The 25,381-nt window shown below is 70.5% G+C and carries 24 protein-coding genes; 14 read left to right on the forward strand and 10 right to left on the reverse strand.

All coding sequences use genetic code 11. From position 1 onward, the window contains the following. Positions 1-2: 2 nt before the first annotated feature. Positions 3-1,409, reverse strand: coding sequence for a family 2B encapsulin nanocompartment shell protein (locus tag ACIQK6_RS38920; RefSeq protein ID WP_329099103.1), 1,407 nt, complete (start codon positions 1,407-1,409; stop codon positions 3-5). A gap of 256 nt (positions 1,410-1,665) precedes the next feature. Here ACIQK6_RS38920 and ACIQK6_RS38925 point away from each other — a divergent pair, with 256 nt between their 5' ends. From ACIQK6_RS38925 to ACIQK6_RS38940, 4 genes are all read left to right on the forward strand, one after another. Continuing rightward, positions 1,666-2,121 (forward strand): RrF2 family transcriptional regulator, encoded by a 456-nt coding sequence (locus ACIQK6_RS38925; protein ID WP_402697188.1) that lies wholly within the window; start codon positions 1,666-1,668, stop codon positions 2,119-2,121. Positions 2,122-2,276: 155 nt separating this feature from the next. Continuing rightward, positions 2,277-3,473: a globin domain-containing protein gene (locus ACIQK6_RS38930; protein WP_402697190.1), complete on the forward strand. Its 1,197-nt coding sequence runs from the start codon at positions 2,277-2,279 to the stop codon at positions 3,471-3,473. Between the two features lie 125 nt (positions 3,474-3,598). Continuing rightward, positions 3,599-4,189 carry an N-acetylmuramoyl-L-alanine amidase gene (locus ACIQK6_RS38935; protein WP_329099106.1) on the forward strand — a complete coding sequence of 197 codons (591 nt, stop codon included), beginning with the start codon at positions 3,599-3,601 and terminating at the stop codon, positions 4,187-4,189. Between the two features lie 293 nt (positions 4,190-4,482). Beyond that, complete coding sequence (locus ACIQK6_RS38940) at positions 4,483-5,391, forward strand: pyridoxal-phosphate dependent enzyme (RefSeq protein WP_329099107.1); 909 nt, start codon at positions 4,483-4,485, stop codon at positions 5,389-5,391. A gap of 11 nt (positions 5,392-5,402) precedes the next feature. Here ACIQK6_RS38940 and ACIQK6_RS38945 read toward each other — a convergent pair whose 3' ends face one another. Beyond that, a complete protein-coding gene (locus ACIQK6_RS38945) occupies positions 5,403-6,983 on the reverse strand; it encodes a Na+/H+ antiporter (RefSeq protein ID WP_402697192.1) in 1,581 nt (526 codons plus the stop codon). A 212-nt stretch (positions 6,984-7,195) separates the two neighbouring features. Here ACIQK6_RS38945 and ACIQK6_RS38950 point away from each other — a divergent pair, with 212 nt between their 5' ends. The 3 genes from ACIQK6_RS38950 (at position 7,196) to ACIQK6_RS38960 (ending at position 9,116) form a co-directional block, all read left to right on the forward strand. Next, complete coding sequence (locus ACIQK6_RS38950; RefSeq protein WP_329099109.1) at positions 7,196-7,456, forward strand: UBP-type zinc finger domain-containing protein; 261 nt, start codon at positions 7,196-7,198, stop codon at positions 7,454-7,456. Between the two features lie 200 nt (positions 7,457-7,656). Further along, on the forward strand, positions 7,657-8,070 hold the full coding sequence (locus ACIQK6_RS38955) for an anti-sigma regulatory factor (RefSeq protein WP_030012703.1): 414 nt from the start codon (positions 7,657-7,659) through the stop codon (positions 8,068-8,070). Further along, entirely contained in the window at positions 8,067-9,116 is a 1,050-nt protein-coding gene (locus tag ACIQK6_RS38960) for an RNA polymerase sigma factor SigF (RefSeq protein ID WP_329099110.1), read from the forward strand. Before ACIQK6_RS38955 ends, ACIQK6_RS38960 begins: the two co-directional genes overlap by 4 nt. Positions 9,117-9,183: 67 nt before the next feature. Here the strand turns inward: ACIQK6_RS38960 and ACIQK6_RS38965 are convergent, their stop codons facing one another. Continuing rightward, on the reverse strand, positions 9,184-9,633 hold the full coding sequence (locus tag ACIQK6_RS38965; protein WP_329099111.1) for a hypothetical protein: 450 nt from the start codon (positions 9,631-9,633) through the stop codon (positions 9,184-9,186). A gap of 84 nt (positions 9,634-9,717) precedes the next feature. Here ACIQK6_RS38965 and ACIQK6_RS38970 point away from each other — a divergent pair, with 84 nt between their 5' ends. Next, a complete protein-coding gene (locus ACIQK6_RS38970; RefSeq protein ID WP_030385973.1) occupies positions 9,718-10,683 on the forward strand; it encodes a diacylglycerol kinase family protein in 966 nt (321 codons plus the stop codon). Between the two features lie 324 nt (positions 10,684-11,007). Beyond that, entirely contained in the window at positions 11,008-11,265 is a 258-nt protein-coding gene (locus tag ACIQK6_RS38975; RefSeq protein WP_003953983.1) for a WhiB family transcriptional regulator, read from the forward strand. A 147-nt stretch (positions 11,266-11,412) separates the two neighbouring features. Here the strand turns inward: ACIQK6_RS38975 and ACIQK6_RS38980 are convergent, their stop codons facing one another. Together ACIQK6_RS38980 and ACIQK6_RS38985 are read right to left on the reverse strand one after the other, a co-directional pair. Then, positions 11,413-12,882, reverse strand: a complete 1,470-nt coding sequence (locus ACIQK6_RS38980) for a PAS domain-containing sensor histidine kinase (RefSeq protein ID WP_329107651.1) — start codon at positions 12,880-12,882, stop codon at positions 11,413-11,415. 373 nt (positions 12,883-13,255) lie between these two features. Beyond that, positions 13,256-13,852, reverse strand: coding sequence for a TetR/AcrR family transcriptional regulator (locus ACIQK6_RS38985; protein ID WP_329099112.1), 597 nt, complete (start codon positions 13,850-13,852; stop codon positions 13,256-13,258). A gap of 84 nt (positions 13,853-13,936) precedes the next feature. Here ACIQK6_RS38985 and ACIQK6_RS38990 point away from each other — a divergent pair, with 84 nt between their 5' ends. Next, positions 13,937-14,698, forward strand: a complete 762-nt coding sequence (locus ACIQK6_RS38990; RefSeq protein WP_329099113.1) for an SDR family oxidoreductase — start codon at positions 13,937-13,939, stop codon at positions 14,696-14,698. 78 nt (positions 14,699-14,776) lie between these two features. On the opposite strand, the gene ACIQK6_RS38995 is transcribed toward ACIQK6_RS38990, so the two are convergent. Continuing rightward, positions 14,777-15,661 carry a leishmanolysin-related zinc metalloendopeptidase gene (locus ACIQK6_RS38995; RefSeq protein WP_329099114.1) on the reverse strand — a complete coding sequence of 295 codons (885 nt, stop codon included), beginning with the start codon at positions 15,659-15,661 and terminating at the stop codon, positions 14,777-14,779. Between the two features lie 260 nt (positions 15,662-15,921). Here ACIQK6_RS38995 and nagB point away from each other — a divergent pair, with 260 nt between their 5' ends. Then, entirely contained in the window at positions 15,922-16,707 is a 786-nt protein-coding gene (gene nagB, locus ACIQK6_RS39000) for a glucosamine-6-phosphate deaminase (RefSeq protein WP_329099115.1), read from the forward strand. A 120-nt stretch (positions 16,708-16,827) separates the two neighbouring features. Here the strand turns inward: nagB and ACIQK6_RS39005 are convergent, their stop codons facing one another. The 4 genes from ACIQK6_RS39005 to ACIQK6_RS39020 all read right to left on the reverse strand — a co-directional run bounded on the left by ACIQK6_RS39005 (position 16,828) and on the right by ACIQK6_RS39020 (position 21,631). Beyond that, positions 16,828-18,309 (reverse strand): glycoside hydrolase family 3 protein, encoded by a 1,482-nt coding sequence (locus ACIQK6_RS39005; protein WP_329099116.1) that lies wholly within the window; start codon positions 18,307-18,309, stop codon positions 16,828-16,830. A gap of 7 nt (positions 18,310-18,316) precedes the next feature. Beyond that, a complete protein-coding gene (locus ACIQK6_RS39010) occupies positions 18,317-19,207 on the reverse strand; it encodes a carbohydrate ABC transporter permease (protein WP_402697195.1) in 891 nt (296 codons plus the stop codon). Continuing rightward, a complete protein-coding gene (locus ACIQK6_RS39015; RefSeq protein ID WP_329099117.1) occupies positions 19,204-20,223 on the reverse strand; it encodes a sugar ABC transporter permease in 1,020 nt (339 codons plus the stop codon). The genes ACIQK6_RS39010 and ACIQK6_RS39015 overlap by 4 nt, the downstream gene beginning before the upstream one ends. A gap of 127 nt (positions 20,224-20,350) precedes the next feature. Further along, entirely contained in the window at positions 20,351-21,631 is a 1,281-nt protein-coding gene (locus ACIQK6_RS39020) for an extracellular solute-binding protein (RefSeq protein ID WP_329099118.1), read from the reverse strand. Between the two features lie 289 nt (positions 21,632-21,920). Between ACIQK6_RS39020 and ACIQK6_RS39025 the strand changes: the two genes are divergently transcribed. From ACIQK6_RS39025 to ACIQK6_RS39035, 3 genes are all read left to right on the forward strand, one after another. Continuing rightward, entirely contained in the window at positions 21,921-22,685 is a 765-nt protein-coding gene (locus ACIQK6_RS39025) for a GntR family transcriptional regulator (protein WP_030016685.1), read from the forward strand. 141 nt (positions 22,686-22,826) lie between these two features. After that, a complete protein-coding gene (locus tag ACIQK6_RS39030; RefSeq protein WP_402697198.1) occupies positions 22,827-25,046 on the forward strand; it encodes a carbon starvation CstA family protein in 2,220 nt (739 codons plus the stop codon). Beyond that, positions 25,043-25,240, forward strand: coding sequence for a YbdD/YjiX family protein (locus ACIQK6_RS39035; protein WP_329099120.1), 198 nt, complete (start codon positions 25,043-25,045; stop codon positions 25,238-25,240). The genes ACIQK6_RS39030 and ACIQK6_RS39035 overlap by 4 nt, the downstream gene beginning before the upstream one ends. Positions 25,241-25,381: the final 141 nt, after the last annotated feature.

Below are 25,381 nucleotides of genomic sequence, written 5' to 3' on the forward strand. Positions count from 1 at the left end.
GGTCAGCGCCAGCGGCCGATCTCGACGTTCTCCAACACCCCGAGCGCATCGGGCACCAGCACCGCGGCCGAGAAGTAGGCGGTGACCAGGTAGGAGATGATCGCCTGCTCGCTGATCCCCATGAAGCGGACCGACAGGCTCGGTTCGATCTCGTCCGGGATGCCCGGCTGGTGGAGCCCGATCACGCCCTGCTCGTCCTCGCCCGTGCGCATGCACAGGATGGACGTGGTGCGGGCGTCGCTGATCGGGATCTTGTTGCTCGGGAAGATCGGCACCCCGCGCCAGGCCGGCACCCGGTTGCCGCCGACGTCCACCGACTCCGGGTAGATGCCGCGCTTGTTGCACTCGCGCCCGAAGGCGGCGATCGCCTTGGGGTGCGCGAGGAACAACTTGGAGCCGCGCCGCATGCTGAGGAGCTGGTCCATGTCGTCGGGGCCGGGCGCGCCGTCGTGCGGCTGGATGCGCTGGTCGTAGTCGGCGTTGTGGAGCAGGCCGAAGTCGCGGTTGTTGAGCATCTCGTGCTCCTGGCGCTCGCGCAGCGCCTCGACCGTGAGCCGCAACTGCTGCTCAGTCTGGTTCATCGGGTGGTTGTAGAGGTCGGCGACGCGGCTGTGCACCCGCAGGACCGTTTGTGCGATGGAGAGTTCGTACTCGCGCGGCCGGGCATCGTAGTCCACGAAGGTGCCGGGGAGGACGGCCTCGCCCCGGTGGCCGGCGGAGAGCTCGATCGCGGCCTCGCCGTACTTGTTGGTCTCCCGGTCGGGCCGGGTCCGTACGTCCTCCACGTGCTCGCGCAGCGACTCGACCCGGTCGGCGAGGAGCTGGAAGTCCTGCCGGGACAGGGTGAGCGCGGTGCCGGAGGTGACGGCGCGGGCGGTGTACTCCCAAATCGATTCTTCATCGACGAGGGCGTCGTCGCCGAAGTACGCGCCGTCGGCGACGGTCCCGAGGACGGCGTCCTCGCCGTAGGGGCCGGGTCCGATCTGCTCGATGCGGCCGTGGGCGAGCAGGAAGACCTGGTCGGCGGGGCTGCCGAAGGAGGTCAGCTCCTGGCCGGCCTCGAAGTCGATCTGTCGGCACCGCTGGGCGAGTTCACCGAGGACGTCGAGGTCCTCGTAGTCGCGCAGCAGCGGGAGCTCGCCGAGCTCGGCCGGGATCACCTGGACCTGGGTGCCGGTCTTGATGAACTCCACGACGCCGTTGCCGACCGAGTAGCTCAGCCGACGGTTGACGCGGTACGTACCGCCCTGCACGGACACCCACGGCAGCATCTTCAGGAGCCACCGCGAGGTGATCTCCTGCATCTGCGGCGCGGACTTGGTCGTGGTTGCCAAGTTCCGTGCGGCCGTCGTCCCGAGACTGCGCTGCGGTGTCTGGGCCTCGGACTCGGAACCTGCCTGGACCGACATGTCTTTCCCTTTCGATCACTCCATGGATCTTCGGGAGCAGCCTTTCAGCACGGAACGTGGTGGGACCATTACACAAAAGGGTGGGACTACTCCGTCCGGGTGCGGGCACCCTTTGGGGTCGCCCATCTCCCCCATGGGCCTCTCCAGCCCCACACACCCCACCCCTTTCGGCCAAGCGCGACCTCGCGGGGGTCCCGCGCGAACCTCACGGAGACCTAACTTGCATCAGGGATGCAAGTTTGCCTACGGTGACCCCATGCGGCTGACCCGATTCACCGACCTGGCGCTGCGCGTCCTGATGCGCCTGGCCGTCGAGGAAACGGACCTCCCGACCACCCGCGACGTGGCGGCGACCATGGAGGTCCCGTACACGCACACCGCGAAGGTGGTCGCCAGGCTGCAACACCTCGGCCTGGTCGAGGCCCGGCGCGGCCGCGGGGGCGGACTCGCCCTGACCGCCGCCGGGCGCGCCGCGCCGGTCGGCGGCGTGGTGCGCGAACTGGAGGGCGAGGGCGACGTCGTGGAGTGCGAGGGCACCTCGCCCTGCCCGCTGCGTGGCGCCTGCGTACTGCGCGGCGCCCTGCGCCGGGCCCAGGAGGCCTTCTTCGCCGCCCTGGACCCGCTCACGGTGAACGACCTGGTGGCGTCCCCGACCGGACCGCTCCTGCTGGGCATTTCGAGCAGGGCGCCGAGCGGATCCGGGGGGCCCTGACCCCTCCGGCCGCATGGCCGGTTAGCGCCGCCCGACCAGACCGGAACGGCGGGAGTTCGAACGAAAGTCCGCACCACGACGGACTTTCTTCGATCAAAAATACGCATCTTAGATGCAAATTCACACAGTCACGTCCATCACGCGAGGAGTTCCGCATGCTGTCCGAGAAGTCGAGCGCGACCGTACGAGCCACCCTGCCCGCCGTCGGGGCGGCGATCGGCGACATAGCCGAGCTCTTCTACGCCAAGCTCTTCGCGGCCCACCCGGCGCTGATCCGCGACCTCTTCAACCGGGGGAACCAGCGGGCCGGCCTCCAGCAGCAGGCCCTCGCGGGCTCCGTCGCCGCCTTCGCCACCCACCTCCTCGCCCACCCGGACACCCGGCCCGACGTGATGCTCGGCCGCATCGCCCACAAGCACGCCAGCCTCGGCGTCACCCGCGAGCAGTACGCCGTCGTCCACCAACACCTCTTCGAGGCGATCGCCGAGGTCCTCGGCGAGGCCGTCACTCCCGAGGTCGCGCAGGCCTGGGACGAGGTCTACTGGCTGATGGCGAACGCCCTGATCACCCTGGAGGAGCGCCTCTACGCCGAGCAGCGGGTCGTCGCCGGCGACGTGTGGCGCGAGTGGACCGTCACCGAGCGGGTGGCCGAGACCGCGGACTGCACCACCTTCCGGATCACCCCCGCGGACGGCGCCCCGGTGCCCGCCCACCGGCCCGGCCAGTACGTCTCGGTCCAGGTCGAACTCCCTGACGGTGCCCGCCAGATCCGCCAGTACAGCCTCATCACCTCCCCGGGCTCCGCGGTCCGCGCGATCACCGTCAAGCGGGTCCACGGCCCGGCCGCCGCGGGCCCCGACGGCGAGGTCTCCAACCACCTGCACGCCCGGGTCCACGCCGGAGCCACCCTGCGGGTCTCGGCCCCCTACGGCGACCTGGTCCTGGCGGACTCGGCCGCCCCGGTGCTGCTCGCCTCGGCCGGCATCGGCTGCACCCCGATGCTCTCGATGCTGGAGCACCTGGCCGACACCGGGCACGCCGCCCCGGTGACCGTGCTGCACGCCGACCGCTCCCCCGCCGACCACCCGCTGCGGGGCGACCACCGGGCACTGACGCACAAACTGGCCGACGCCTCGGCCCGGTTCTGGTACGAGGAGTCGGCGGAGCCGGGCGACGGCGAGGGCCGCATGGACCTCTCGGACGTCCCCCTCGCCCCGGGCACCAGGGCCTACCTGTGCGGACCGCTCCCCTTCATGCGGGCCGTGCGCGAACAGCTGATCGCCAAGGGGCTGCCGGCCGCCGACATCCACTACGAGGTCTTCGGCCCGGACCTGTGGCTCGCATCGGCCTGATTGGCCGGATCGGATCGCTCACCGTACGAATGCACTAGCCGCGGAAGGACTGCCTCCACTAAACCGGAGGGTGACGGGCCAGGCACAGAGGGTGCCCGGCCCGCACCGCAACGAAGGAGGCGGCCATGTCCGCACCCATGTCCGCGGACCGTTTCATCAACGCACTGCGCAACGAGGGCCTCACCGTCGTCGAAGTCGGCGCCTGGCGCACCCACAACCGCAACCACAAGGGCCCTTGGGGACCCGTGCACGGGGTGATGATCCACCACACCGTCACCCGCGGCACCCCGTACACGGTCGAGCTCTGCCGGAACGGCCACGGCGACCTGCCCGGCCCGCTCTGCCACGGGGTGATCGCCAAGGACGGCCGCGTCCACCTCGTGGGATACGGCCGCGCCAACCACGCGGGCGCCGGCGATTCCGACGTCCTGGCGGCGGTGATCGCCGAGAAGCGGCTGCCGCCGGACAACGAGACGGACACCGACGGCAACCGCCACTTCTACGGCTTCGAGTGCGAGAACCTCGGCGACGGCCAGGACCCCTGGCCGGCGGTCCAGCTCGACGCCATCGCCCGCGCCTCGGCGGCCGTGTGCCGGATACACCGCTGGACGGCCCGCTCGGTGATCGGCCACCGCGAATGGCAGCCGGGCAAGGTCGACCCCCGGGGCTTCACGATGGATTCCATGCGCGACCGCATCGCCGAGCGCCTGAAGTAATCCCACCGGTTGCCGAACACCAGCGGGGGCAGCCGGGGTACGGAGTCATGCCTCCGCGGGGCGTTCCGTGTCGCCGCGGGCTGCGGGGCCGGGTTCGGTGCTCACGACGAACGGGTGGGTGCCCGGGACCGGGCCCTTCGGCACGCCGGGCGGACCGGGCACCGCCCGTTCCGGCGCGTGGTCACCGATCACGCGCGCGTCACCCGCGGTGCCGGGGCCGCGCCTTCACGCTCCGGCTCCGGCTCCGGCTCCGGCATGCGGTGTCAGGGAGCGCGGCGCCCCACAATGGAAGGGTGAACCGCCCCGCGAACGTTGACGTGCTCCTACAGCCCCGCCCGCCGTCGCCCCTGCAGGAGGTCCACGACGACGGGTTCGAGCGCCACGGCGTACGGCTCCTGCTCAAGCGCGACGACCTCGTGCACCCCGAACTGCCCGGCAACAAGTGGCGCAAGCTCGCGCCCAACCTGCGCGCGGCCGTGGACGCCGGCCACGACGGCCTGGTCACCTTCGGCGGGGCGTACTCCAACCACCTGCGGGCCACCGCGGCCGCCGGGCGGCTGCTCGGGCTGCGGACGGTCGGCATCGTGCGCGGGGACGAGCTGGCCCGCCGGCCCCTGAACGAGTCGCTCGCCCGGTGCGCCGCCGACGGAATGCGGCTGCACTTCGTGTCCCGGTCGGAGTACCGCCGCAAGGCCGAGCCGCGGGAACTGGCCCGGCTGGTGGACGCGGCGGGCGCGGGCGGCGCGTACGTGGTCCCCGAGGGCGGCAGCAACGCCCTCGCCCTGCGCGGCTGCGCCGAGCTCGGCCGTGAACTGCGCGGCGCCGCCGACGTCGTGGCAGTGGCCTGCGGTACCGGCGGAACGCTGGCCGGCCTCGCGGCCGGGCTGGCCCCCGGGCAGCGCGCGCTCGGGGTTCCGGTCCTGGCGGGCGGTTTCCTGACCGCGGAGATACGTTCCCTCCAGGCCGCCGCCTTCGGGGGTCCGGCCGGCGCGTGGACCCTGGCCGAGGACTTCCACCACGGCGGCTACGCCCGGGTCCCGGCCGAGCTGGAGGCCTTCGCCGCCGACTTCGGGTCCCGCCACGGCCTCCCGGTGGAGCGGATCTACGTGGCCAAGCTGCTCTGGGCGCTGACCGAACTCACCGCGGCCGGCGCCTTCGCGCGCGGCACGGTCCTCGCCGCCGTCGTCACGGGCCGGCCGTAGGGGGTGCGCGCTCAGCCCTCCTCGCGGTAGGCCGCGGCCTCCTCCAGGTCCAGCCTGCGTAGGAGCGCCCGCAGCATTTCGTCGTCGATCCGGCGGTCGTCACGCAGCGTCACGAAGACCTCCCGTTCGGCCGCGATCATCTCCCGCGCGAGCCGCCGGTAGACGTCGTCCGCCGACTCCCCCGTCTCCGGGTTGACCTCGCCCAGCCGCTCCCACACCGCGTTGCGCCGGCGCTCCATCACCGTCCGCAGCCGGTCCGCCAGCGGCGGCGGCAGCGTGCTGTTCTCCGGCTCCTCCAGCAGCTCCGCCAGCCGCTCCTCGGCCGCCCGCGAGGCCTCGCTCTGCGCCTGCGCCTCCGCCAGGGTCTCGGCCTGCACGTCCTTCGGCGGCAACTTCAACGCCCGGATCAGCGGTGGCAGCGTCAGCCCCTGCACCACCAGCGTCCCGATGACCGTGGTGAAGGTCAGGAAGAGGATCAGGTTCCGGTGCGGCACCGACATCGGCACCGAGAAGGCGATGGCCAACGAGACCACGCCCCGCATCCCGGCCCACCCCACGATCACCGGGGCCTTCCAGTCGGTCTCCGTCTCCCGGTCCCGGATCCGCGGCGACAGCCAGCGGGGCACGAAGGTCGCCGGGAACACCCACAGGAACCGGGCCACCACCACCGCGAGGAACACGGCGATCGCGTAGGTGGCCGCGTGCAGGCCGTCGTACTCCCCGAGCCCCATGAGGACCACCGGCAGCTGGAGCCCGATCAGCGCGAAGACCACCGACTCCAACACGAAGGCGACCACCTTCCACACCGCCTCCTCCTGGAGCCGGGTGGCGAAGTCGACCTGCCAGTTCCGGTGCCCGAGGTACAGCGCGACCACGACCACCGCGAGCACCCCGGAGGCGTGCACCCGCTCGGCGGCCGCGTACGCCACGAAGGGGATCAGCAACGACAGGGTGTTCTGGAGCAGCGGCTCCTTCAGCCGCGTGCGCAGCTGGTGGATCGGCACCATCAGCAGCAGGCCGACGCCGATGCCGCCGACCGAGGCCAGCAGGAACTCCGCGATGCCGCCCGCCCAGCCGGCGCTCACCCCGACGGCCGCGGCCAGCGCCACCTTGTACGCGGTGATCGCGGTGGCGTCGTTGACCAGGGACTCGCCCTGCAGGATGGTCGTGATGCGGTTCGGCAGCCGCAGCTTGCGGGCGATGGCGGTGGCGGCGACGGCGTCCGGCGGGGCGATCACCGCGCCCAGCACCAGCGCCACCGGCAGCGAGAGCCCCGGCACCAGCAAGTACGCCGCGTACCCGACGGCCACCGTCGCGAAGAGCACGTAGCCCACCGACAGCATGGCGATCGGCCGGACGTTCGCGCGCAGGTCCAGGTACGAGCTGTCCACGGCGGCCGTGTACAGCAGCGGCGGCAGCAGCAGCGGCAGCACGATGTGCGGGTCGAGGGCGTAGGCGGGCACCCCCGGGACGTACGCGGCCAGCAGACCGGCGGCGACCAGCAGCAGCGGTGCGGGCACCGGGGTGCGGCGCGCCAGCCCCGCGACGGCCGCGCTACCGGCGACCAGCGCCACCAGCGGCAATACCTCCATCGAAGATCCACCTCAATCGTCGGCCGCTCGCCCCGAACGCGCGGGCTTGGCCGAGGAGATCCCCATGACTCGCACGGCGGGAACGTATTCTGTACGAGATCAAGCTCCGGTCAAAGCGTGACGCATCGACACTCCGCTGCATCGCAGCTCCGTCCCGTGCGCGCGGTTCGCCCCGAGACTGAAGGCCGGGGTTCCGGTACAAGGAGAATGCGATGAGCGAGTGCACCCACGTTGCCGAACTGCCGCGCCCCGAACCGGTGCCCTCCCACCACACCTGCCCCGAATGCCTGGCCCTCGACAGCCACCCCGTGCAACTGCGGATGTGCCTGTCGTGCGGGTACGTGGCCTGCTGTGATTCCTCGCCCCACCGGCACGCCACCGCACACCACCAGGAGACCGGCCACCCGGTGATGCGGAGCTTCGAACCGGGTGAGACCTGGCGCTGGTGTTTCGTCGACGGTTCGATCGTCTGAAGCGGGGTAGTTCAACCCTCCGCCGGTTCCCCTGATTTGGGCCCCGCAGACCCCTAGCCACTGTGCGTACCCATGGGCTTACCATCAGTCACTGGCTCGCAGGCAGGGTACGCGGGTGCCTAGAGGGGTGCCGCGACACGATCGCCCGGATCGCGATAGCGTCACCGGCGAACAGAGCTCGTACCACCTTGGAGGTGAGGGTGTCCCAGATCGCAGGCGAGCCCGGGACTCAGGACTTCGTGGAAGTCCGGCTGCCCGCTGCGGGTGCCTACCTGTCGGTGCTGCGGACGGCCACGGCCGGTCTCGCGGCACGTTTGGACTTCACCCTCGACGAGATCGAGGACCTCCGCATCGCGGTGGACGAGGCCTGCGCGATCCTGCTCCAGCAGGCCGTGCCGGGCTCCGTCCTCAGTTGCGTGTTCCGGCTGATCGACGATTCGCTGGAAGTGACCGTCTCGGCGCCGACCACCGACGGGCGCGCACCGGAGCGCGACACGTTCGCGTGGACGGTCCTGTCGGCGCTGGCCGGCAAGGTCGAGGCCACGGTCGAGGAGAACCGGACGGTGAGCATCAGCCTCTACAAACAGCGCGGCGCGGGACCAGGCCCGGCGTGAGCGGCGGGGAGATCCCGGTGCGGGGCGGGGATCGGCCCCGGGTACGGCACGAGGTCGACGGCGGCATCCCGGAGCAGCAGCACGCCCGGCCGCACCCGGCTGATGCGGATGCGGAAGACGGCTTTTTGGACTCGGCGGAGCGACGGGCGGGCCCTATGAGCGAGAACCAGCAGGAACAACCACAACCAGACCGGCCGGCCGGGACGGGAGCCGGGGCCGAGGCCCCGCCCCCGGTGGTGCCCCCGGTACCGCCGGTGCCGGTGTTCCCGGTGACTCCGGCGCTGCCGGATCCGCGCGACCGCAGCGGCGCGCGGGCCCTGTTCATCGAGCTGCGGGCGCTGCCCGACGGGTCGGTGGAGAAGGCCGAGCTGCGCAACCGGCTGGTACGGATGCACCTGCCGCTGGTGGAACACCTGGCGCGGCGCTTCCGCAACCGCGGTGAGCCGCTCGACGACCTGACCCAGGTCGCGACGATCGGCCTCATCAAATCCGTGGACCGGTTCGACCCGGACCGCGGGGTCGAGTTCTCCACGTACGCCACGCCCACGGTGGTCGGCGAGATCAAACGCCACTTCCGTGACAAGGGGTGGGCGGTGCGGGTGCCGCGCCGTCTGCAGGAGCTGCGGCTCTCGCTGACAACGGCCACGGCCGAACTGTCCCAGCAGCACGGCCGCTCCCCGACGGTGCACGAACTGGCCGAGCGGCTGGGGATCTCCGAGGAGGAGGTGCTGGAGGGGCTGGAATCGGCCAATGCCTACAGCACGCTCTCCCTCGACGTCCCGGACACCGACGACGAGTCGCCGGCGGTCGCGGACACCCTGGGTGCGGAGGACGAGGCCCTGGAGGGCGTCGAGTACCGCGAGTCCCTCAAGCCGTTGCTGGAGGGCCTGCCGCCGCGGGAGAAGCGGATCCTGCTGCTTCGCTTCTTCGGCAACATGACCCAGTCGCAGATCGCCCAGGAGGTCGGCATCTCCCAGATGCACGTCTCCCGGCTGCTGGCCCGCACCCTGGCCCAGCTCCGCGAGAAGCTCCTCGTCGAGGAATAGTCGAGGAGGAGACGAGGGGGAGTAGACGGACGGGGAACCGACGGGCGGGGAGGAGCCGGACGATCGGTTATCGGGCCTGATCCCCCGGCCCGATGCCCAGGGCCTCGGTCGCCGTCGGATTCACCAGGAGCGCGACGACGGCCACCGCGGCCACGGCCAGCGCCACGGCGGCGGCGATCATCGCGCCGCCGGTGCTGTAGAGGGTCCAGGCCACCGGCAGCGCCATCAGCTGGGTGATCAGGGCCGGGCCGCGGCTCCAGCGGCGGCCCAGGCGCAGCCCGCGGGCCGCGACCAGCGGCAGCGCGGCGAGCGCGAGCAGGGTGATCCCGCCCGTCTCGGCCTGCTGCGGGGAATCAGGGTCACCGGCGATCCCCACGAACAGCATGTAGAGCCCGAGGCCGGCCAGCGCCAGGCCCTCCAGGGCGGTGAGCGCGGCGGCCGCGGTCAGCCGGCCGGGCAGCTCGGCGGTCGGGACGGCGGCGGAGGCGGGGGCGTTCGCGGGCTGCTTCTTACTCACTCCAGCAGAGTAGCGGCGCGTCCCGGACCCCGGAGGGGACGGGCAGTAGGGTCGGCGTCCGAAGGGGTGGGTAGTCTGGCGCTCATGCGTGCACTTCTCGTGGCCAACCCAGCAGCGACGACCACCAGTGCGCGCACGCGCGACGTCCTGACCCATGCCCTGGCCAGCGAGATGAAGCTGGAGGCGGTCACCACCGAGTACCGCGGCCATGCCAGGGACCTGGGGCGCAAGGCCGCGCACGAGGGGCTCGACCTCGTCGTCGCCCTCGGTGGCGACGGCACGGTCAACGAGGTGGTCAACGGGCTCCTGCACAACGGCCCCGATCCGGAGCGGCTGCCGCGGCTGGCGGTGGTTCCCGGCGGCTCCACCAACGTGTTCGCGCGCGCCCTGGGACTGCCCAACGACGCGGTCGAGGCGACCGGCGCCCTGCTGGATGCGCTGCGGGAGCAACGCGAGCGGACGGTGGGCCTGGGCCTGGCGGCCGGCACCCCGGGCACGGAGGACGAGTCGGTCCCGGCCCGCTGGTTCACCTTCTGCGCGGGCTTCGGCTTCGACGCGGGTGTGGTGGGCCGGGTGGAGCAGCAGCGCGAGCGCGGCAAGCGTTCGACGCACGCCCTGTACGTGCGACAGCTGATGCGCCAGTTCTGGGAGGAACCGAACCGGCGTCACGGCACGGTCACCTTGGAGCGCCCCGGCGCGGACCCGGTGACCGATCTGGTGCTGTCGATAGTGTGCAATACGTCACCGTGGACGTATCTGGGGAATCGTCCGCTTTACGCCTCGCCCGAAGCCTCGTTCGATACTGCGCTTGACGTATTGGCACTGAACCGTTTGTCAACTCCAGCAGTCGCGCGGTACGCGACACAGCTCCTGACCTCCACTCCTGAGCGGGGTCCACACGGCAAGCACGCGGTGTCTCTGCACGATCTGACCGACTTCACCTTGCATTCGAAGGTTCCGCTTCCCTTCCAGATGGACGGTGATCACCTCGGACTGCGGACCAGCGTTCGGTTCACAGGCGTACGCCGGGCACTGCGTGTGATTGTGTGAGTAGAAGGGCCCGGAGGCCTTTCACTCGAACGTTTACGCGCCAGTCCACCCTCACGATGTAGGGCTGTGACCTAGTAGACACCGACGAATCAAAAAAAACTTTCCGGAAGGGGTTGTATCCCCGTCCGAGGTTTGCGAATCTCTTCATGGCGATCGGGACAGCCCGCAACACCCGGCACCCACACAGACCGCCAGAACCCCTCCACGAATCTCTAACTGATCACCCGCGTGAAACCGGGCGGTCGCCCTTCCCTCGCGGGGGGATTCGTGAAAGCGTTCACATTCACAAGCAACTTGCCCGCAATACAAGGAGATGGAGCAGCCATGGACTGGCGTCACAACGCCGTTTGTCGTGAGGAAGACCCGGAACTCTTCTTCCCCATCGGCAACACCGGTCCTGCGCTGCTGCAGATCGAGGAAGCCAAGGCCGTCTGCCGCCGTTGCCCCGTCATGGAGCAGTGCCTGCAGTGGGCGCTCGAGTCCGGTCAGGACTCCGGTGTCTGGGGCGGTCTCAGCGAGGACGAGCGCCGCGCCATGAAGCGCCGCGCCGCTCGCAACCGGGCGCGCAACGCCAGCGCCTGACAACGACTTTCGAGCCTCGACGCGCAGCGCGTAGTAACCGAACAAGCGCTCAGCACCGTGCTCTTGAGCCCCGGACCGAATGATTCGGTCCGGGGCTCAGTGCTGTTCGGGAAAGCCGGACCGTAACGCTGAGTCACGGCACGGCTGCTACTTCTGCGGGCTGGACGGGATGTCGAGGACGACCTTGGTGCCGCGCGGCTCGGCCGGGAGCATGTCGAACGTGCCGCCGAGCTCCCCCTCCACGAGGGTCCGTACGATCTGCAGCCCGAGGTTGCCGGCGCGCTGGGGGTCGAACCCCTCGGGCAGACCGCTGCCGTCGTCGAGCACGGTGATCAGCAGCCGGCCGTCGGTGCGACCGGTTCCGCTGCGGATCGCGGCCACCTCCACGGTGCCGCCCTCCCCCTGGGTGAAGGCGTGCTCCAGGGCGTTCTGCAAGATCTCCGTCAGCACCATCGACAGCGGAGTGGCAACCTCCGCGTCCAGGATCCCGAACCTGCCGACGCGCCGGCAGGCGACCTTCCCCGGGGAGATCTCCGAGACCATCGCGATGACGCGGTCGGCGATCTCGTCGAACTCGACCCGCTCGTCGAGGTTCTGAGACAGCGTCTCGTGCACGATCGCGATCGATCCGACACGGCGCACGGCCTCGTTCAGCGCCTCGCGGCCCTGCGGCGAATCCATCCGGCGGGACTGGAGCCGCAACAGTGCGGCCACGGTCTGGAGGTTGTTCTTCACCCGGTGGTGGATCTCCCGGATGGTCGCGTCCTTGGTGATCAATTCGCGTTCGCGACGACGCAGTTCGGTGACGTCGCGGCACAGCACCAGGGAGCCGATCCGAGTGCCCTTCGGCTTGAGCGGGATGGCGCGGAGCTGGATGACCCCGCCGTTGCCGTCGACCTCGGTCTCCCGGGGGGCCCAGCCGCTGGCGAGCTTGACCAGGGCTTCGTCCACCGGTCCGCGGGAGGGGGCGAGTTCGGCCGTGATGTTGCCCAGGTGCTGACCCACGAGGTCGGAGGCGAGGCCGAGCCGGTGGTAGGCGGAGAGCGCGTTCGGCGAGGCGTAGGTGACCACGCCGTCGGCGTCGAGGCGGATCAGGCCGTCCCCGACCCGCGGGGAGGCGTCCATGTCGACCTGCTGGCCGGGGAACGGGAAGGAGCCCGCCGCGATCATCTGTGCGAGGTCGGAGGCGGACTGGAGGTAGGTCAGCTCCAGCCGGCTCGGTGTACGCACAGTGAGCAGATTGGTGTTGCGCGCGATCACTCCCAGTACCCGCCCCTCGCGGCGGACGGGGATCGACTCAACGCGGACCGGTACCTCCTCGCGCCACTCGGGGTCGCCCTCGCGCACGATCCGGCCCTCGTCGAGCGCGGCGTCCAGCAGCGGGCGGCGGCCGCGCGGCACCAGGTGGCCGACCATGTCGTCCTGGTACGAGGTGGGGCCGGTGTTCGGGCGCATCTGGGCGACCGAGACGTACCGCGTGCCGTCGAGGGTGGGAACCCACAGGACGAGGTCGGCGAAGGACAGGTCGGAGAGCAGCTGCCACTCCGAAACCAGCAGGTGGAGCCACTCCAGGTCGGTTTCACCGAGAGCGGTGTGCTGGCGTACGAGGTCGTTCATGGAGGGCACGTTGCGAGCGTACCCCGGGTATGCGCCATGACTTTCCCCACGACGGTACTCAGGAGTATCCAAGGGGGGCGCGAGCCGCGTACTGTTGGAGGAAGTGACGGGTTTCCAGGCCCTGTCATTGGATGGACAGAACAGAATGGTCTAGTCCACAATTGATTTCAGAACCTCCGCCCTCCCCGCACAGGAGGACGGATCGAGGTAAGCGGCGCGCTCTGCCCTGACCGCGCAGGCACCTCCACCGGCCGTCGGGAACCGCACACCTGTCGGCCGTAAGTACTCCGGGCTACGGTGCCGGGCGGGTCGAGGGTCCCGTCCTGCACCGTGGCCCAGAGGAACTACCGCGCGAAGAGCGCGCTCCGGCCGGTCAGGCCGCGGGCCAGGCCAGCAGGGCCCGCTCGGCCACCGCCTCCAGTTCTTCCCGGGTCGCCCCGTCGCGCGACTGCTGGGACATCCCCTGGAGCACCGCTCCGGCGTACCGGGCCAGCGCCCGCGCGTCTGTGTCCGCGGGCAACACCCCCGTCGCCACGTCGGCCCGGATCCGGCTCTCGAACATCACCAGGTTGGCGTTGCGGCGCTCGCGGAGCGCCTGCGCCACCTCGTCCGAGGTGGTGTTGATCGCGGCACTGATCACCATGCAGCCCGGCGGGTGGGCCGGGTCGGTGTAGATGTCGGCGGCCTCGCGCAGGATGCGGGCGACGGCCGCCCGGGCGGTGGGTTCCTCGGCGAGCGCCACGCCCGCGAAGTCCGCGTACCGGCCGCCGTACACCACCACGACCTCGTCGAAGAGCTTGCGCTTGTCGCCGAAGGCCGCGTAGAGGCTGGGCGCGCTGATGCCGAGCGAGGCGGTCAGGTCGGAGATGGAGGTCGCCTCGTAGCCGCGCTCCCAGAAGGCGAGCATCGCCTTGTCGAGGGCGGCGTCGCGGTCGAAGGAACGGGGCCTGCCGCGCTGTCCGGTCACCATGCCCGCATTCTATAGCGGGCGCTAGGAAATCTGGTACGTTCATTTCTGTAGCGACCACTAGCGATTACCGGAGGGGGGCGCGTCATGGGCGTGCTCAAGGGAAAGACGGCACTGGTCACCGGCGGCAGTCGGGGCATCGGGCGGGCCGTGGCGGAGCGGTTGGCGCGGGACGGGGCGCTCGTCGCGGTGCACTACGGGCGCAACGGCGCAGCGGCGAAGGAGACCGTCGCGGCGATCGGGGCGGCCGGCGGGCGGGCCTTCGCCATCGGGGCGGAGCTCGGCGTCCCCGGCGACGCCCGGGCCCTCTGGGCCGCGTACGCGGCCCATCCCGACCACACCGAGGGCGTGGACGTCTTGGTCAACAACGCCGGGGCGGCGGCCTTCGCGGGGATCGCGGACACGGACGAGGAGACGTACGACCGGGCGCACGCCCTCAACGCCAAGGCACCGTTCTTCGTGATCAAGTACGGGCTGGAGCGACTGCGCGACGGGGGCCGGATCGTGAACGTGACCGGCACCCCGGACATCGCCCTGCCGGCCATCCTGGCCACGGTCACGGCCAAGGGCGCCACGAACGCACTGACCCGGTCGCTGGCCGCCGAACTGGCTCCGCGCGGCATCACCGTGAACTCGGTCGGCCCCGGCATCACCGAGACCGACCTCAATGCGGACCTCCTCGCCGACGGGGCGACCCGGTCCCACCTGGCCGCCCGCTCGGTCTTCCATCGGGTGGGCACGGCCGAGGAGGTCGCCGACGTGGTGGCCTTCCTGGCCTCGCCGGACTCCCGCTGGGTGACGGGCCAGCACCTGGACGCGACGGGCGGCCTCCAGCTGGCGCTGATCTAGTGCCGTGACCGGAAGGGTTCGCCGGTTCGCGGCGTCCGGTGCCGTGGGGCGGGACTTCGCGGACACGCCCTGACGGCGCTACGGCCGTTCGGAGGGGATGGAGCTGGGGACGGTGGGGAGCACGATGCCCCGCGGGGCCTCGGACGGCCCTTCGCCGGCCGCCGCGACCGCCATGAGGTCGGGCAGTTCGTAGGGCTCCGCGCCGTCGAGGTCGACCTCGTAGCCGATGTCCCCGAGGCTCGCCGCCGTCAGCCGGCTCAGCGGGTTGCCGGCTTCGGCGATGGTCGGCGACATCAGCTCATTGCCGAAGACCGTCTCGCGCCAGTGGCTTCCCGCGCTGCCCGGTCCGCCGACGTTCGCGACCGGGACCGAGAGGGGCTGCCCCTCACCGCGGAGAATGCCGAACTCCGCCATGGCGCCGGGGCCGACGAAGGTGGGGTTGCTGGGAATGCCGGGGGTGGGGGGCCAGTCCTTCAGAAGACCGAAGGCGCTCCAGACGAACGCGCCGATCCCCAGGCAGTGGCCCATCTCGTGGGTGATGACGTCGAGCAGCGAGCCGTCGTCTTCCATCTGGCCGAGGTCGGCCTTGTCGAACCGCATGACGGCCTTCGCCGGGAGTCCCGCCCCGGCGAGCGCCGTCTGCGGCCGGAAGACGCGCGGCCCGGCCTCTCCGAGGACGCCGAAGACGCCGTCGAGGAACACTCCTTCGGCGTCGATCAGGATGTCGTCGACGATCACGTCGCCGCTGAAGTCGTGGATGACCGCGGTCTCCAGGTCGCCGACGATGACCCGTGCCCAGCGCTCGGCCGCCTCGGCGAAGACGTCCTTCTGATTGTTGGACAGCCCTCCGATGAAGCGGACCTCGATCTGGAACGGCGAGGTGGTCTCCGCGAGATCGGCGGCGCGCGTGGCGCTCGCCACGGCTTTGTAACTCTCGAAGGCGTAGGTCGGATTCCTGGCCATGACTACCACTCCAATCGCACATAGCACGACTTACCTACCAAAGCCACCTTATGCGACAAATGAGTTGTAGACAGGGCAACTAATCGCAGGTCAGACGGGCTGCGGCACCGTGCACCGCATCGGCCTCCCGAGTGACCTCCCGGGAGGCCGGGCGGCGGGATCGGGATCACCATGGAAAGCGGCGAGACCCCCGCCGCACCCGGCTCCCTCTGCTAGATTGGTCTATACCACCCGACCCACTCCAGATCGGCAGGCCCCGCGTGGAAGTTGTCATCGTCCCGGACGCCAAGGCAGGCGGCGAGCTCATCGCGGAGGCCATGGCCGCCCTGGTGCGGCGCAAGCCCGACGCCCTGCTCGGCGTGGCGACCGGCTCTACCCCGCTGCCCGTCTACGAGGCCCTCGCCGCCAAGGTCAAGGCCGGCCGGGTCGACGCCTCGAGGGCCCGGATCTGCCAGCTCGACGAGTACGTCGGCCTGCCGGCCGGGCACCCCGAGTCCTACCGCGCGGTCGTGCTCCGCGAGGTCGTGGAGCCCCTGGGCCTGTCCGAGGCCTCGTTCATGGGCCCCGACGGTTCGGCCGAGGACATCGTCGGCGCGTGCGAGGCCTACGACCGCGCCCTGGCCGAGGCCGGCGGCGTCGACCTCCAACTGCTCGGCATCGGCACGGACGGCCACATCGGCTTCAACGAGCCCTGCTCCTCGCTCGCCTCCCGCACCCGCATCAAGACGCTGACGCAGCAGACCCGTGTGGACAACGCGCGCTTCTTCGACAACGACCTGGAGCAGGTGCCGCACCACGTCATCACCCAGGGCATCGGCACCATCCTCGACGCCCGCCACCTGGTGCTCCTGGCCACCGGCGAGGGCAAGGCCGAGGCCGTCGTGCAGACCGTCGAGGGCCCGCTGTCCGCGCTGGTCCCGGCCTCCGCGCTGCAGCTGCACCGGCACGCCACCGTGATCGTGGACGAGGCCGCGGCCTCGAAGCTGAAGCTGGCCGACTACTTCCGCCACACCTACGCCAACAAGCCCGCCTGGCAGGGCCTGTAGCCGCACCGGCGCGACACGAAGGGCCTGGACTCCCCTGGGGGCCAGGCCCTTCGGCGTGTGCGGGTGCGGGGCGCTGCACGACGCCTCCGGGCGCTGCCCGGACCCGGTCCGCAGGGGCCGCTACGCCCCCGCGATGACTTCCGCCGCAGCCCGGCCGCAGACGCGGGACGCGCCGTGCGTCGCGATGTAGAGGGCTCCGCGGGGCTCCGTCCGCGGCAGGCCCATCTCGACGACGACCGTGTCCGGGCGGGCCGCGACCAGCGCGTCGAGGGCCTCGGTCATCCAGGGGTGTCGGTGCGCGTCACGGACCACCGCGACGACGGTGCGGTCCCCCGCCGCCACCAGCACGTCCCCGGCGGAAGAGCCCTCGGGGTAGACGCCCGCCGCGGTGCCCGGGAGCAGCTCGGCGAGTTCCGCCGCCACGCCCCAGGGGGTCTCGTCCCCCACAGCGATGTTCGCGACGGGCGCGAGCGTGGCGACGTAGGGCGCCGTGAGCGGCTTGGTCGAGCCGGTGACGAGCACGGCGCGGCGGGCGGCGGTCAGCCCTATGCCGGACGCGCGGCTCCCCTCCGGCTGCGCGTCCGGCCGGGCTCCGCGGGTCCATGCGGCGAGCGCGCGGACGCGGGCGGCGGCGTCGGCGAGGCGCTCCTCGGGCAGTGCCCCCTCGCGGACGGCCGTGACCAGCGCATCGCGCAGCCGCAGGACGGTGGCTTCGTCGGCGAGTCCGCCGCCGACGCAGATGGCGTCGGCGCCGGCCGCGATGGCCAGGACCGAGCCGCGTTCGATCCCGTACGTTCCGGCGATGGCGTTCATCTCCATGCCGTCGGTGACGATGAGGCCCTGGTAGCCGAGCTCGCCCCGCAGCAGGCCGGTCAGGATCTGCGGGCTGAGCGTGGCCGGGCGGGTCGCGTCGAGGGCGGGCACCAGGATGTGCGCGCTCATCACGGCCTTGGTGCCGGCCTCGATCGCCGCCTTGAAGGGGACGAGTTCGCGGGCCTGGAGGGTGTCCAGGTCCACGTCGATGCGCGGCAGGGCGTGGTGCGAGTCGACGTTGGTGTCGCCGTGGCCCGGGAAGTGCTTGGTGCACGCGGCCACTCCGGCGGCCTGGAGGCCCTGGACGTAGGCGGCGGCGTGCCGGGCGGCGAGGTGGGTGTCGGCGCCGAAGGACCGTACGCCGATCACCGGGTTGTCCGGGTTGGAGTTGACGTCGGCGGAGGGGGCCCAGTTGAGGTTGACCCCGCACTCGGCGAGGCGCCGGCCCAGCTCGCGGGCGACGTCCCGGGTGAGGCCGGTGTCGTCGACGGCGCCGAGGGCCAGGTTGCCGGGGAAGGACGAACCGCCGCGGGCCTCCAGGCGGGTGACGTCGCCGCCCTCCTCGTCGATGGCGACCAGGACGTCGTCGCGCTCGGTGCGCAGCTGCGCGGTCAGCGCGGCGAGCTGCTCGGGCGAGGCGATGTTGCGGCCGAACAGGCCGACGGCGGTGAGGCCTTCGCCGACCCGGCGGAGCAGCCATGCGGGGGCGGTGGTGCCCTCGAAGCCGGGCTGGAGGACGGCGAGGGCGTCGCGGGTGAGCGTATCGGTGTGGTGCGCAAGGACGGTCATGGCAGCGTCATCCCTTCACGGCGCCGGCGGTCATGCCGCCGACGGCCTTGCGCTGGAGGAAGATGAAGATCAGCAGGACCGGGACCGCGAAGAGCGAGGAAGCGGCCATGGTGGCGCCCCAGTCGTTGCCGAAGGCGGTCATGAACTCGGTCAGCCAGAGCGGCAGGGTCTGCGCGCTCTTGTCCTTGTTGAGGATCAGGACCATGGCGAACTCGTTCCAGGCCGTGATGAAGCCGAAGAGCGAGGTGGACATCAGGCCGGGGGCCAGCAGCGGGAAGATCACCTTGCGGAAGGCCTGACCGCGGGTGCAGCCGTCGATCTGGGCGGCCTCCTCCAGGGTCACCGGGACGGCGGCGATGAAGCCGCGCAGGGTCCAGATGGTGAAGGGGAGGATCATCACGAAGTAGATCGCGGTGAGCAGCGGGAGGCTGTTCAGCATCTCGCCGTCGCGGGCGATCATGTACATCGCGATGACCATGACCTCCCAGGGGGCCATCTGGGCCATCATCACGGTGAGGACCAGGCCCTTGCGGCCCTTGAACCTCATCCGGGCGATGGCGAAGCTCGCGGCGAGGGCGACGAGCAGGGCAAGCAGGACGGCGCCGACGGTGACCAGGACGCTGTTGGTGACGTACGTCCAGAAGTTGTCGACCCCGGTGGCCTTGGCGAAGTTGTCCGTCGTCGGCGTGAAGACGAAGACGGGGTCCTTCGTGAGCATCTGGTCGGCCGGCTTGAGGGCCGAGGAGAACATCCAGTACACGGGGAAGACGAAGACCAGGGCCAACAGGAGTGCGCCGAGGTTCTTGGCCACGGCTGCGGGGCGTACCGGGCGGCGGGTGCGGAGCTGTTGTGCGGGCCTCTCGGAAGCCGCGGGCTTCGGGGCGGTGGTCGTGCTCACTGCTCCTCCTCCTGCTTCAGGATCAGGCGGAAGTAGAAGGACATGACGATCACGAGGATCAAGATCGTCAGGACGGAGATCGCGGCGGCGAGGCCGTAGTGGGCCTGGCTCTGGCCCTCGACGTAGGCGAAGACCGGCAGGATCTCGGAGGCGCGGTCCGGGCCGCCCTTGTTCATCGCGTAGACCTGGGTGAAGGCCTTGAACACCCAGATCACCTCGAGGAAGGTGGTGATGAGGAAGAAGGGCTTCAGGTTCGGGAAGACGATCTTCCAGAAGGTCTGCCAGCCGTTGGCCCCGTCCATGCGGGCGGCTTCGTACAGCTCGGCGCCGACGGTGGTGAGGCCGGCGTACATGTTGAGGGCGACGAACGGGATGGAGCCCCAGACCACCAGGATCGTGACGATCACCATGGTGGAGAGGCCGGTCTCCATCCAGTTGTGCTGCTCGTAGCCGGAGAAGCCGGCGGTGCGCATGACCCAGTTCATGACGCCGAACTGCTCGTCGAACAGCCAGCGGAAGACCTGTACCGAGGCGACGATGGGCATGGCCCAGGCCATCACCAGGGCCATCGAGAGGACCAGTCGCATCTTCTTGCCGAGCTTGTTCAGCAGGATGCCGATCAGGCTGCCCAGCACCATGATCAGCGCGACGTTGGCGAGGGTGAAGGCGAAGCTGCGGACGACGACGGTCCAGAAGTTCGTGTCACCGAGCAGCTCGGTGTAGTTGTCGAGTCCCGCGAAGGGGTACTTCCGCTGGATGAACTCGATCTTGTTGATGTCCTGGAGGGACAGGATCACGTTCTTGATCAGCGGGTACAGCAGGAGCGTCGCGAGGGCGAGCACCGCGGGCGCGACCAACAGGTAGGGCAGCCACCCGGTGGGGAGCGGCTTTCTGCCTCCGCGAGGCGGCGCGTGGCTGGCGCCGGTTGCTGGGGCCGGCGTCTCGGGCAGTCCGGCGGACTTCGGTGGTGCGTCCTGTGGAGCGCTGGTCACCGCTCCCTGGGAGTGCACGGTCATGGCTTGGCTTCCTCGCGGTTGACTGTGGAGTCAAATGCGCGACCGGGGGCGCGGCGGGTGTCCGGGCACCTGCCGCACCCCCCGGTGCGTTCACACGGCTGGGTCGTGCGGGTACTGCGGGGCGGGACTACTTGTTGATGCGCTTCGCGATCTCCGCGTCCGCGTCCGCGCCCGCCTTGGCGGCGTCCTCACCCTTCAGGACCTTGGTCATGAACTCCTTGATGGGGTTCGGCTCGGTCTCGACGTTCGCCCAGCCCGCGGTGACCGGGGTGATCTTGCCGTTGGCGCCGGCCTTGCCCATGGCCTCGGCGAAGGAGCCCGCGGCGGGGGCGAAGTTGGCACCGGCCTGGTTGGGGAGCAGTGCGCCCTTGGTCTCGGTGGCGTACTTGGTCATCTGGTCCTTGCCTGCGGCCAGGGCCAGCCACTCCTTGGCGAGCTCCTTGTTCTTGGAGCGCTCGGCGATGGCGAGGTTCGAGCCGCCGATGAAGACGGTGCCGGACTTGTCGGCGGTCTTGCCCGGGATCGGGAAGTAGCCGAAGTCGGCTTCCTTGCCCGCTTCCTTCAGGGCCTTCTCCGCGCCGCTGGCCTCCCAGCCGAGACCGATCCAGGAGGCGACGCCGCCCTTGGGAACGATGTCGGTGGCCTGCTGCGGGGTGGCCTCGTCCTTGTCCTTGGGGGCGGTGGAGAAGGACTGGAGCTTCTTGTAGAAGTCCATGGCGGAGGCGGCCTGCGGGGTGCCCAGTCCACCCTTCCACTTGCTGCCGTCCTTGAGGGCGAGGTCGCCGCCCTCGTCCCAGATCAGGCCCGCGAGGACGTACCAGCTCTGGCCGGGCAGGTAGATCGGCTGCGAGGCCGGGTCGGCCGCCTTCAGCTTCTCCAGGCCCGCGACCCACTCGTCGCGGGTGGTGGGCGGGGTGACGCCGGCCTTCGCGAAGGCCTTCTTGTCGTAGATGACGACGCGGTTGGCGGCGTACCAGGGGGCGGAGTAGAGCTTGCCCTCGACCTCGGCCGAGGCGAGCATGCTCTTCTGCCAGGCGTCGGCGCCGAGCTGGGCCCTGTCCTTCGTCAGGTCGGCGAGGCCGCCGGTGACCGCGTAGCCTGCGGTCTGCGTGTTGCCGAGCTCAAGAACGTCCGGAGGGTTGTTCTCGGAAAGGGCCGTGGTGACCTTCTCCTGGATGCCGGTCCACTTCTGCTCCTCGACCTTGACGGTCACACCGGGGTGCTTGGCCGAGAACTCCTTGTTGACCTCTTCGATCCAGGCCTTCGGCGCGGAGCCGTCCATGACCCAGACGGTGATCTCCTTGGGACCCGCGTCGGCCTTGGCCTTGTCGTCGTCCCCATTGCCACAAGCCGCGAGGCCGATAACCATGCCCGCGACTCCAACCGCCGCGATGAGCTTGCGCTTCACGCCACCCTCCTCAGGGATGCCTGCCTGCACTTCCCTTGCCCGCCGCGGTGACATACGCGAAGTACTGCCGTGGGGCCGGGATCTGATCCATATTGGTTTAGACCAGTAGCTGGAGCTTGGCCTAGACCTTTAGGGGTGTCAAGGGTCTAATGAGCGGGTGCCCGGTCCGTTATCGGACCGACACCTGGGGAGAGAGAAGGCCTGTCCCCCCTTACGTGTCACGATGTGACCGCACATATCGGAGGAGCCGGTGACGGCAGCGAAACTGGAGTCGGGAAGGCGGGCGGCGATGGCCACCGAAGGGGCGACCACGGAGCCGGAAGGCGGGGCGGCCACTCGCACGGCGCGTGTGCCCAAGTACTACCGACTCAAGCGGCACTTGCTCGACATGACCGAGACGCTGCCGCCCGGCACGCCGGTGCCGCCCGAGCGCACGCTCGCGGCCGAGTTCGACACCTCGCGGACCACCGTCCGGCAGGCCCTCCAGGAACTGGTCGTAGAGGGACGACTGGAGCGGATCCAGGGCAAAGGCACCTTCGTCGCCAAGCCCAAGGTCTCCCAGGCCCTGCAACTGACCTCGTACACGGAGGACATGCGGGCCCAGGGTCTAGAACCCACCTCCCAGCTCCTCGACATCGGCTACGTGACGGCCGACGACACCCTCGCCGGACTGCTCAAGATCACCACCGGCGGGCGGGTGCTGCGCATCGAGCGGCTGCGCCTGGCCAGCGGTGAGCCGATGGCCATCGAGACCACCCACCTCTCGGCCAAGCGCTTCCCGGCGCTCCGCCGGTCGCTGGCCAAGTACACCTCCCTCTACACCGCGCTCGCCGAGGTGTACGACGTGCACCTGGCCGAGGCCGAGGAGACCATCGAGACCTCACTGGCCACCCCGCGCGAGGCCGGCCTGCTCGGCACCGACGTCGGGCTGCCGATGCTGATGCTCTCCCGGCACTCCCTGGACGCCGACGGCGAACCGGTGGAGTGGGTGCGGTCGGTGTACCGCGGCGACCGCTACAAGTTCGTCGCCCGGCTCAAGCGCCCCGCCGTCTGACCTCGCCCGACCTCGCCGCCCGCCGGGCCCCGCGTACCCCGTTCCTTCACATACCGGAATACGGACGGGGTCTTACGCTCAGCGGGCAATCCCCCGTAGATTCCCTGCGCTTACGCAGATGATCGACGAGGGGACGAGGTCATGCCTGAACCGGAAGCAACAGGGACAGAACGGGACTCGGCGAGTCCGGGAAACACGCCGGGCTCGCCCTCTCCCAAGTCCATCGCCGCGTGGGTGCTCGTCGGACTCGTCGGTGCCATCGGCTGGGGCGTGCTGGCGCTCTCGCGCGGCGAGGAGATCTCCGCCGCCTGGCTGCTCGCCGCCGCGCTGGGCTCGTACGCGATCGCCTACCGCTTCTACGCGCGCTTCATCGCGGACCGCGTACTGAAGGTGGACGCCACCCGGGCCACCCCCGCCGAACGCCTGGACAACGGCGTCGACTTCCACCCCACCGACCGCCGGGTGCTCTTCGGCCACCACTTCGCGGCCGTGGCCGGCGCCGGCCCGCTCGTCGGCCCGGTGCTCGCCGCACAAATGGGCTATCTGCCGGGCACCATCTGGATCGTCGCCGGCGTGATCTTCGCCGGGGCCGTCCAGGACATGGTCACGCTGTTCTTCTCCACCCGCCGCGACGGGCGTTCGCTCGGCCAGATGGCCCGGGACGAGATCGGCCCCGTCGGCGGGGCCGCCGCCCTGGTCGCCGTGTTCGCCATCATGATCATCCTGCTGGCGGTGCTGGCCCTGGTCATCGTCAACGCCCTGGCGCACTCGCCCTGGGGCGTCTTCTCCATCGGCATGACCATCCCGATCGCCGTCTTCATGGGCTTCTACCTGCGCGTCCTGCGGCCGGGCCGGGTCACCGAGGTCTCCGTCATCGGCGTCGCGCTGCTGCTGCTCGCCATCGTCGCGGGCGGCTGGGTCGCCGAGTCCTCCTTCGCCGGCACCTTCACCCTGGAGAAGGAGACGCTGGTCATCTGGATGGTGGTGTACGGCTTCCTGGCATCGGTGCTGCCGGTGTGGATGCTGCTCGCGCCCCGCGACTACCTCTCCACCTTCATGAAGGTCGGCACGATCGCGCTCCTCGCGCTCGGCGTGGTCATCGCGATGCCCACCCTGAAGATGCCCTCGGTCACCGACTTCGCGGCGAGCGGCGACGGGCCGGTCTTCGCCGGGTCGATGTTCCCCTTCGTCTTCATCACCATCGCCTGTGGCGCCCTCTCCGGCTTCCACGCCCTGGTCTCCTCGGGAACCACCCCGAAGATGATCCAGAAGGAGACCCAGGTCCGCATGATCGGCTACGGCGCCATGCTGACCGAGTCCTTCGTCGCCGTCATGGCGATCATCGCGGCCTGCATCATCGAGCCCGGCCTCTTCTTCGCGGTCAACTCCCCCGGCGGGGTCATCGGCACCACGGTCGAGTCCGCCTCCCAGGCGGTGACCAACTTCGGCTTCGCCATCTCCCCCGAGGCGCTCGCCCAGGCCGCCAAGGACGTCGAGGAAGCCAGTCTGCTCTCGCGCACGGGCGGCGCTCCGACCTTCGCACTCGGAATGTCGGAGATCTTCTCCGCCGTGGTCGGCGGCGCCGGCATGAAGGCGTTCTGGTACCACTTCGCCATCATGTTCGAGGCGCTCTTCATCCTGACGACGCTCGACGCGGGCACCCGCGTGGGTCGGTTCATGCTCCAGGACACCCTCGGCAACGTGCACAAGTCCTTCAAGGACGTCAGCTGGAAGCCCGGCGTGTGGTTCGCGAGCGCGATCGTCGTCGGCGGCTGGGGCTACTTCCTGTGGGTCGGCATCAAGGACCCGCTCGGCGGCATCAACCAGCTCTTCCCGCTCTTCGGCATCGCCAACCAGCTGCTCGCCGCGGTCGCGCTGGCCGTCTGCACCACGCTGCTGATCAAATCCGGCCGGCTCAAGTGGGCCTGGGTGACGGGCGTTCCGCTGGTCTGGGACGCCACGGTGACCCTCACCGCGAGCTACCAGAAGATCTTCTCCGAGGACGTCAAGGTCGGGTTCTTCGCCCAGCGCGACAAGTACCAGGCCGGAATCGACGCCGACAAGGTGCTGGCGCCCGCCAAGAACATGGACGACATGCACACCGTGGTCACCAACGCCACGGTCGACGGCGTGCTGTGCGCCTTCTTCGCCCTCCTGATCATCGTGGTCCTCGCGGACGCGGCCCGAACCTGCCTCAAGGCCGTCCGCGACCCGGGGTCGGCGACCCTCTCCGAGACCCCGTGGACCAAGTCGAAGATCGTCGCCCCGGCCGGCCTGATCGCGACCGCCGAGGAACGCGCGGAGCTCGCCGCCGTGGGCCCGGACGCGGGCGGCGGACACGTCAAGGAGCCGGTGGCGTGAGCACCGTACGGGGCGCGCTGGCCAGGGCCCGGTTCTTCGTACGGGAGTTCTCCGGGGAGGCCGCGTACGACCGCTACGTGGCCCACGCCCGCTCCCACGACCCGGACGCGGAGGTCCTCACCCGCCGCGCCTTCGAACGCGCCCGTACGGACGCCCGCGAGGCGGACCCCCGCGAGGGCTTCCGCTGCTGCTGACGGGCCGAGGGGCCCCCCCCCCCCCCCCCGGGGGGGGCCCCCGGCCGGGGGGGCGCCCCCCCGCCCGGGGGGGGGGGGGGGGGGGGGGGGTTGGCCCCGGGGGGGGGGGGGTTGTCGTCCATTGCGCAGGGGGCGGGGCGG

The sequence above is a fragment of the Streptomyces sp. NPDC091682 genome, from assembly GCF_044756625.1.
Lineage (GTDB): Bacteria > Actinomycetota > Actinomycetes > Streptomycetales > Streptomycetaceae > Streptomyces.